This window comes from Lactobacillus acetotolerans DSM 20749 = JCM 3825 (assembly GCF_001436775.1).
GTDB classification, from domain to species: Bacteria; Bacillota; Bacilli; order Lactobacillales; family Lactobacillaceae; genus Lactobacillus; species Lactobacillus acetotolerans.
The window spans coordinates 1-7,209 of record NZ_AYZC01000058.1 but is presented as its reverse complement, the minus strand read 5'-3'; the positions used below and the strand labels follow the sequence as shown (position 1 = coordinate 7,209).

The 7,209-nt window shown below is 36.6% G+C and carries 7 protein-coding genes and 1 pseudogene; 1 reads left to right on the top strand and 7 read right to left on the bottom strand.

Features of this window, described 5'->3' with window-relative positions; translation table 11 throughout:
- Positions 1-29: 29 nt before the first annotated feature.
- The 7 genes from FC77_RS07160 to croR form a co-directional block, all read right to left on the bottom strand.
- The gene (locus FC77_RS07160) at positions 30-1,034 is read right to left on the bottom strand and encodes an FtsX-like permease family protein (RefSeq protein ID WP_056970953.1); all 1,005 of its coding nucleotides are present in this window, start codon (positions 1,032-1,034) and stop codon (positions 30-32) included.
- 5 nt (positions 1,035-1,039) lie between these two features.
- Complete coding sequence (locus FC77_RS07155) at positions 1,040-1,762, bottom strand: ABC transporter ATP-binding protein (RefSeq protein ID WP_054682249.1); 723 nt, start codon at positions 1,760-1,762, stop codon at positions 1,040-1,042.
- A gap of 33 nt (positions 1,763-1,795) precedes the next feature.
- Positions 1,796-1,990 carry a hypothetical protein gene (locus FC77_RS07150; RefSeq protein ID WP_054682247.1) on the bottom strand — a complete coding sequence of 65 codons (195 nt, stop codon included), beginning with the start codon at positions 1,988-1,990 and terminating at the stop codon, positions 1,796-1,798.
- A gap of 145 nt (positions 1,991-2,135) precedes the next feature.
- A complete protein-coding gene (locus tag FC77_RS07145) occupies positions 2,136-2,888 on the bottom strand; it encodes an aspartate/glutamate racemase family protein (RefSeq protein ID WP_056970951.1) in 753 nt (250 codons plus the stop codon).
- Positions 2,889-2,903: 15 nt separating this feature from the next.
- On the bottom strand, positions 2,904-4,475 hold the full coding sequence (locus FC77_RS07140; protein WP_054682244.1) for a UDP-N-acetylmuramoyl-L-alanyl-D-glutamate--2,6-diaminopimelate ligase: 1,572 nt from the start codon (positions 4,473-4,475) through the stop codon (positions 2,904-2,906).
- 50 nt (positions 4,476-4,525) lie between these two features.
- Entirely contained in the window at positions 4,526-5,680 is a 1,155-nt protein-coding gene (locus FC77_RS07135; RefSeq protein ID WP_056970949.1) for a sensor histidine kinase, read from the bottom strand.
- A 4-nt stretch (positions 5,681-5,684) separates the two neighbouring features.
- Positions 5,685-6,371: a response regulator transcription factor CroR gene (croR, locus tag FC77_RS07130; RefSeq protein ID WP_054682243.1), complete on the bottom strand. Its 687-nt coding sequence runs from the start codon at positions 6,369-6,371 to the stop codon at positions 5,685-5,687.
- A 251-nt stretch (positions 6,372-6,622) separates the two neighbouring features.
- Here croR and FC77_RS08490 point away from each other — a divergent pair.
- Positions 6,623-7,209: pseudogene (locus FC77_RS08490) on the top strand (transposase); the annotation flags it as partial.

Here is a 7,209-nt window from a genome sequence, read left to right as displayed (position 1 = left end):
AATTAAAAAAATCAATCTACGAGAAAGATTTATTTACACAAAAGATTTGACAGTTTCCGTCTTGAAGAAACATTGGCTAAATCAATGGATAAATAAGTAACATAAGAAGTAAATAAAATAAGTATAAACAATGGTACAATTACTGATTTTAAAAAACTTCTTTTACTTAAAACATTATAGTAAGCAGTAGTAAAGGTCTTTAAATGATTATGCGACGTAATTTTAAATAATAGCCGAACAATAAACGGCAAAATAAGCGGAGCCAACAAACTAAAAGCTATAATAGCCACAATAGTCAGTAACAAGAAAAGATTCGAATACGTTCCAACTAAAGAATCATCCTTACCTGAAAACATAGATTGAACTTGTACAGGATTTTGAAAGAATAAACTATATAAATAAATTAAACCAAGCAGACCAGCAAAACTAAATAAGTATCTTACCGGAGACATACCCTGTTTTCTTATTTTTCGGAATTTGAAAAAATGTTTTTGTTTTCCAACAAATATTCTTCTGGCATCCCCAAAACTTACAATAACAGTAAGAATACCCACAGATAAAATAGTAAATACAAATGACTGCGGCGATAAATACATAGTTACATGAGGAAAACTTTTCATACCTGGAGTTGAACATGACCAAGAATACAAACTACTTGTTAGTGGGTATGATAATAAATAACCTATTGTACCTCCTATTAAGCTAATCAACATCATTTGTCCGCTAACTAATTCAGAAAGTTGATTAGGATTTGCACCAAGCACTGCCCATAATTGATAGTCTTTACTAAAACTATTGATTAATAAACGGGTAACACCATTAATAATCAAAATAATAGTGATCACACCAAAAATTGCTGGAATAGCAAAAAATTGTACTGGATTAAAACGTCCATTATTTAAATGTGCATTTATAGTTGAAAAAGAGCCAATAAAAGTAAAACCTAAAACTATTCCTGCAGCAGTAAAAACGAATAACGTGCCTAACCACTTTTTCCAAGAATACTTAAATTGCCATAACATTAACTTAAACAAGGTGCTCACCCCTTCTCAATGGAAGCTAGCAAATCTTCAACTTTGGGTTTGGTAAAAATTTGTTCAATCTTCCCATCTTTTAAAGTAAGCGTCCGATCGGTTTTAGTTGCTAATTCAATATCATGGGTAACCATGATAACGCAGGCTCCTTGATCTACAAGCGAGCGCAGCAAGTTAAAAATAATTTCTTTAGAAGCAGAATCAACAGCACCGGTCGGCTCATCAGCAAAAATAATCTTAGCCTTTGTTAACAGCACACGGGCAATCGCAACTTTCTGCTTTTCCCCACCTGATAAATTTGCAACAAAACTATTCAAATCGGCAGCAAAGTTCATCTTATCCATTAATTGAACAACTGCTTGCCTATCAATTTTCTGTCCAGATAAACGTAAAGGAAGTACGATATTTTCAAAAACGGGCAAAGCCGGTACTAAGTTATAAGATTGGAAGATAAAACCAATTTCATGCCTGCGCATTTTAGCTGTTTGCGAAGGGCGTAAACGATACGGATCAATTGCATTAATTGTGACTTTGCCAGTAGTAGGCTGCATTAATCCAGACATACTCTTTAATAAAGTCGATTTACCACTGCCAGATGGACCAACAATACTTAAAAATTCATTTGCATAAGCAGCAAGCGACACATTATTTAAAATTTTAATTGTTTTATTCGTGCTGAGAGCAACTTCTTTTGTGATGTTGTCTACAGAAATTACTTTCTTTTTCAATGTAATCAGCTTTCTTGGAATATCAATACCGGATTAATTAAAGAAATCAGATATTTTAAGTGACAGGTTATTATTCTTTGCAAAATACTTTCTAAAGGCTTGAGCAAAACCCAATTTGTTTTCGTTTTTATGTTGGTAAACATCTTTCAATGCTAAACAAGCAGTGACAGCAAGATTTACGGACAAAATAATTAATACCCCTAAAACAATATATAAAACATAAAGCATTCCCTTTACCTCCAAGTAAAAATATTTAATAATTGTACCTCTGTATTACTTACTTAATACACTATAGAATAATGTTAAAATTGTCAATCTTTTTTCAAGAAAAAAACTCCAAAAGCTAAATTGCTTCTGGAGTAAATTGATTTTATTACTTTTTATACATATACTTTTGTGTGGCTTCTTTTGGATCCATACCATTTCGAATCTTCAAAGATAGCTCGATTGATACGTCCGCAATAATTGATTGTGGATCAATTACGTTATACGGATGATCCGGTGCCTTTTCTTGCGCCAAAGATAATTCTGTACAACCAAGCAAAATGACATTACAACCATAGTCATCATGCATCTTTTGTAAGATTTGATGATAAAGTTTACCATCGACCGTACCTTTTTCCTTAATATCGGAATAAATTAATTTGGTTACCATCGGCTGAATTTCAGGCCCACCAAATTCAACATCTCTATGAACTGACTTAATCTCATTTTCATACAAATGATCGTAAATCGAACCTTCAGTTGCAATGAGGCCAATCTTTTTTTCATTTGGATATTCTTCAATAAACTTATGAACCGCAATTCGCATCATATGTAGAAATGGAATATCCGTTAACTTAGCTAAATCATCATAAAAGTAGTGTGCGGTATTACACGGCATTACAAAGAAGTCAGGGTGTAATTTGGCTTGACCCAAAACATCATCCCGCAAATCATAATAGAAATTTGGTTTAGTATGATCTTTCAGATACGCAGTTCTATCGGGAATCTCGGCGTCATTAACCAAGATATAATTTAAATAATCCTGATCCCTCGTAATTTTAACCCGGTGATTAATCAAACGGATATAACTTTCGGTGGCTATGGTACCCATACCACCAATAATACTAAAGAAGTGCTTCATTGTTTTTCACTTTTTCTACTTTTTAAAGTGCTCCTTCTGATTTTCTAACTTATCGATCACACGTTGGGCAACGACAATATCAGATGGATACGGAGTATTAACGCCACGAATCTTTTGGAAGGCATCGGCACCCTTACCGCAAATTAAGACGACATCATCTTTATTGGACATCGCGACTGCATCGTAAATGGCCTTCTTACGGTCTAATTCAATCGTAACGTCACACTTAGAATGATCAATCCCTGAATCAATTTCTTCAGCAATACTCTTTGGATCTTCAAAACCTGGATCATCAGTTGTTAAGAAAGCCTTATTTGCATAAGCAGTTAAACTTTGACTAAAACCTGGACGCCGAGAAACACCCTTATCTCCCGGTGCTCCGACAACAACGATAATCTTCGGATCATTAAATTCCCGCCGAATAAAACTCATTAAAGCCATCATTGAAGCCTTATTGTGAGCATAATCAACAACGACCATCCCGTGATTCTTAGTCATTTCGGTTTGCATTCTACCAGGAATTGTGACGTGGCGGATACCCTTCGCACAATCATCATGGCTCATACCAGCTAAACCGGCACCAATAATTGCGGCGGTTCCGTTAGACTCATTAAAATCACCGATCATTTGCAGGGTGTAATCTCCGCTAATCTTTAAGTCCTTAACCTTATCGCTAACACAAGATAACTTGAAACGAGTTTCCTTCATATCAGTTTCTTGTGAGGCAAACCTAAAGTCAATTGGTTGCTTCAGATTTGGATTTTCAAAACTTTCATTTGCAAACAGGTAAATACTATCTGGATTAGTAGTTGTTGTTGCAGCGGCATAAATTTCATCAAAGTGATCACTTTCAGCATTGATGATACACTTACGTGAATTAACCAAAAGTTGCAGCTTACAGTGCAAATAATCCGCAAAGTTAGGGTGTTCATTTGGCCCAATATGATCAGGTGTAATGTTTAGGAAGAAACCTAAATCATAAGTTAAACCAAAGACCCGGTTTTTCTTGTAGGCTTGGCTGGAAACTTCCATTACCAAATGGGTCATCCCATTATCAACGGCACGACGCATATCTCTGAATAAATCCAGGGATTCTGGTGTGGTCAAACTGGACTTAAAGCTATCTTCAGGTCTCATCCCAACAACATCGTTAACTGAAGAAATTAACGCTGTTCGCCCGCCATCAACTTGATCCAGCATTCCTTTTAAGAAATACGCCGTCGTGGTTTTACCTTTAGTACCGGTAATAGCCACAACGAACAAGTCATCTTGGGGGAAGCGGAAGAAAGCTGCTGACAAAAGTGCCATTGCTTTAGATACATTCCGAACAATCAGAGCGTGCATCCCTTTACCCTCAGGATATGGCTGTTCAGCGACGTAACAATTAGCCCCATTATTCTTAGCCATCGATAAATATGTTGGCCTAAAACCCTTACCTTTGCAGAAAAACAAAGTATTGGTTTGGATGTCGCGGGAATCATAAGATACATATTCCATCTTAGTCGCGACAGTTTCTTGAACAGCACTTGATTTAAGCAAGTGGTGCTCTTTTAAAATTAAAATACAGGTATTTAAAGAAATACTCATGCTAAACCCCTCGAATAGATAATATTGTTTCAGTCAAAATTATAACACAGCTACTTAGCGTTCTGCGCCTTCTTTGGATCTAACGGTAAACGAATAATAAAGCTCGTCCACTTATCGTTAGATGTACAACGAATAGTACCGTGATGTAAATCTATAATACTCTTTGTAATCGATAATCCCAAACCGGTTCCACCCGTTTTGACATTACGCGATGTTTCTACCCGGTAAAAACGCTCAAAAATTTTCTTTAAAGAAGCTTCCGGAATTTTAGCACCATTATTTTCAACACGTAATTCAACTTGATCATTGTTAACCAAGTTAGCGATCAACTTAATCTTAGTCGCACCTGCTCCATATTTCAAAGCGTTGGTAATCAGGTTATTATAAACTCTTCCCAATTTTTCTGGATCTGCTTGAATAGTTAAGTTTTTAGGACGAGTTTCTACAACAAAACCAATACCCTTCTTCTCAGCTTCTAATTCAAATCCAGCTGCTACCTGTTCAAGCATCGAATAAATATGCAGAGGCGATAAATTTAGTTTAGTTTTGGTTGATTTCAGAGTCGTATATTCCAACAAATCATGCGCCAATGATTTCATTTGTTCAGCTTTAGTATACGCAATATTAACATATTTTTGTTCATCTTCCGGCTTAGCCAAGCCTGACTTAAGTAAACCAAGATAACCAATAATAGAGGTTAACGGTGTCCGAATATCATGCGAAACATTGCTGATCAGTTCATCCTTAGATTTTTCAATTGCCTTTTCTTCATTAATAGAATTAACCGTACTGTCAACTAAAGAATTAATGGAATCAATCACTTTTTGCAGGTCGGTCTTCACTTTAAAAGAAATGCGGTGATCAAAGTGCCCATTTGCAATATAGTGTAATTCTGAAATAACGTGCCGCAATTGCATTTGGTGGTAACGCCGAATTAAACGCCAATAAAGTACGATTAAATCGCCAATCCCCATCATTACAATAAAAATATTTTGCCAGGACCAGATATGCTGGCCACCAGCAAAAGCGACCGTTTTCTTTAAGAAAAAGATCCCATTAACTAAATTTTTATTTTGCAAAATTGTCAGGTTAATCAGAATAATAACTGACAAATTCAACAGAAGCAAAAGTACGACCGTTATAACTCCTTCGGCGAACAACTCACTTTTTTCAGCGGCAGTTAACTTTACACGCTTCTTTTTCATTTAATCAAGCCTCAACCTTATAGCCTACACCCCAAACGGTTTGAATAACATCTTCACCGCCGGTGGCCTTCTGAATTTTATCCCGTAAATGTGATACATGCACCATAACGGTTTTGGCTGAGACAACGGATTCTTGTTGCCATACCCGCTCGAAAATTTCATCAGCCGAAAATACCCGGTTAGGGTGACTTGCTAGAAGGTATAAAATACCGAACTCTAAAGCAGTCAATTGAATATTTTTACCATCAATCGTCTTAACTTCGTGTGAATCACGGTTAATTACAAGTGGACCGACTTCTAAGACATCCGGCTTTTCATCCTTAACCTGCTTTTGACTTCTGCGTAAAAGCGAACGGACACGAGCCATCACTTCTAACGGATTAAACGGCTTTGAAACGTAATCGTCTGCACCGGTAATTAAACCTTGAATCTTATCCATATCGCCCGTTTTAGCGGAAACAATGATAATCGGAATATCGGAATCTTTTCTAACTTCTTTGATTACATCGATCCCGCTCATATTTGGCATCATCACGTCTAAAATCATGAGTGCAATGTCAGGTGTAGTGATTAATTTAGTAATAGCTTCTTTACCACTATAGGCAGCAATTGGCTCGTAACCTTCATTTTTCAAGTAAATACTTAATAACTCAACGATTTCTTTATCGTCATCAACAACTAAGATTTTCACGAGGAAAACCCCCTCTCTTCCTATTTTTTAATCGTTTATTTTAATCTTTATTATCAGTCTGCGTATAGTTTATCAGACCTTGCGCCTAATATTTTAACCAATTTTGTAAGAATAAACTAAAAAACAGGCTTATTTTGTCTTTTTATTAAAAACCCTGATTTAAAATTGAAGTGCAACACAAATAGAACTTAAACAAAAAGGTCATGAAGTCCTAAACTTAAATTAACGAACTAGTTAAGAAAGGAATCTTCATGACCCAAGCAAATTTTAGCATGCAAACACCATATCATCAATTAACCAGCGAAGATCGCGGGCAAATCCAGGCTTTACATGATCAAGGCTACTTGCAAGCTGCAATTGCCCGCAAACTGGGCTATAACCGTTCTACGATTTGTCGGGAATTAAAGCGGGGCCGCGTTAGACAGCGGGATAGTAATTATTTGTTTTATTACTGCTATTTAGCTCATATACAGCCCAGATTTATCATGAAAAAAGCCGGGCCAGGTGCTATAACCATAACCTGCTAGACAAAGATGCCACTTTCTTTCGCATGCTTAACCGGCATTTTAAAGCTGGTTTCAGTGCCACCAGTATTGATGAATTCGTAGGCCGCTTTAAGTTAATCCATCCGCATTTTCATTGCCCCAGCACACCAACGGTTTACCGTTATATTGATCAGGGGCTATTACGGATTAAGAATGTTGACTTGCCCATGAAACTGCGCCGGCAGCGCAGGAAACACCACGGTAATGGCCATGCCCCGTACCATAAACGTTTAGGTCCTTCAATTGCGGATAGGCCGCAAGAAGTTGTACACCGGAAGGTGCCATTCCATTGG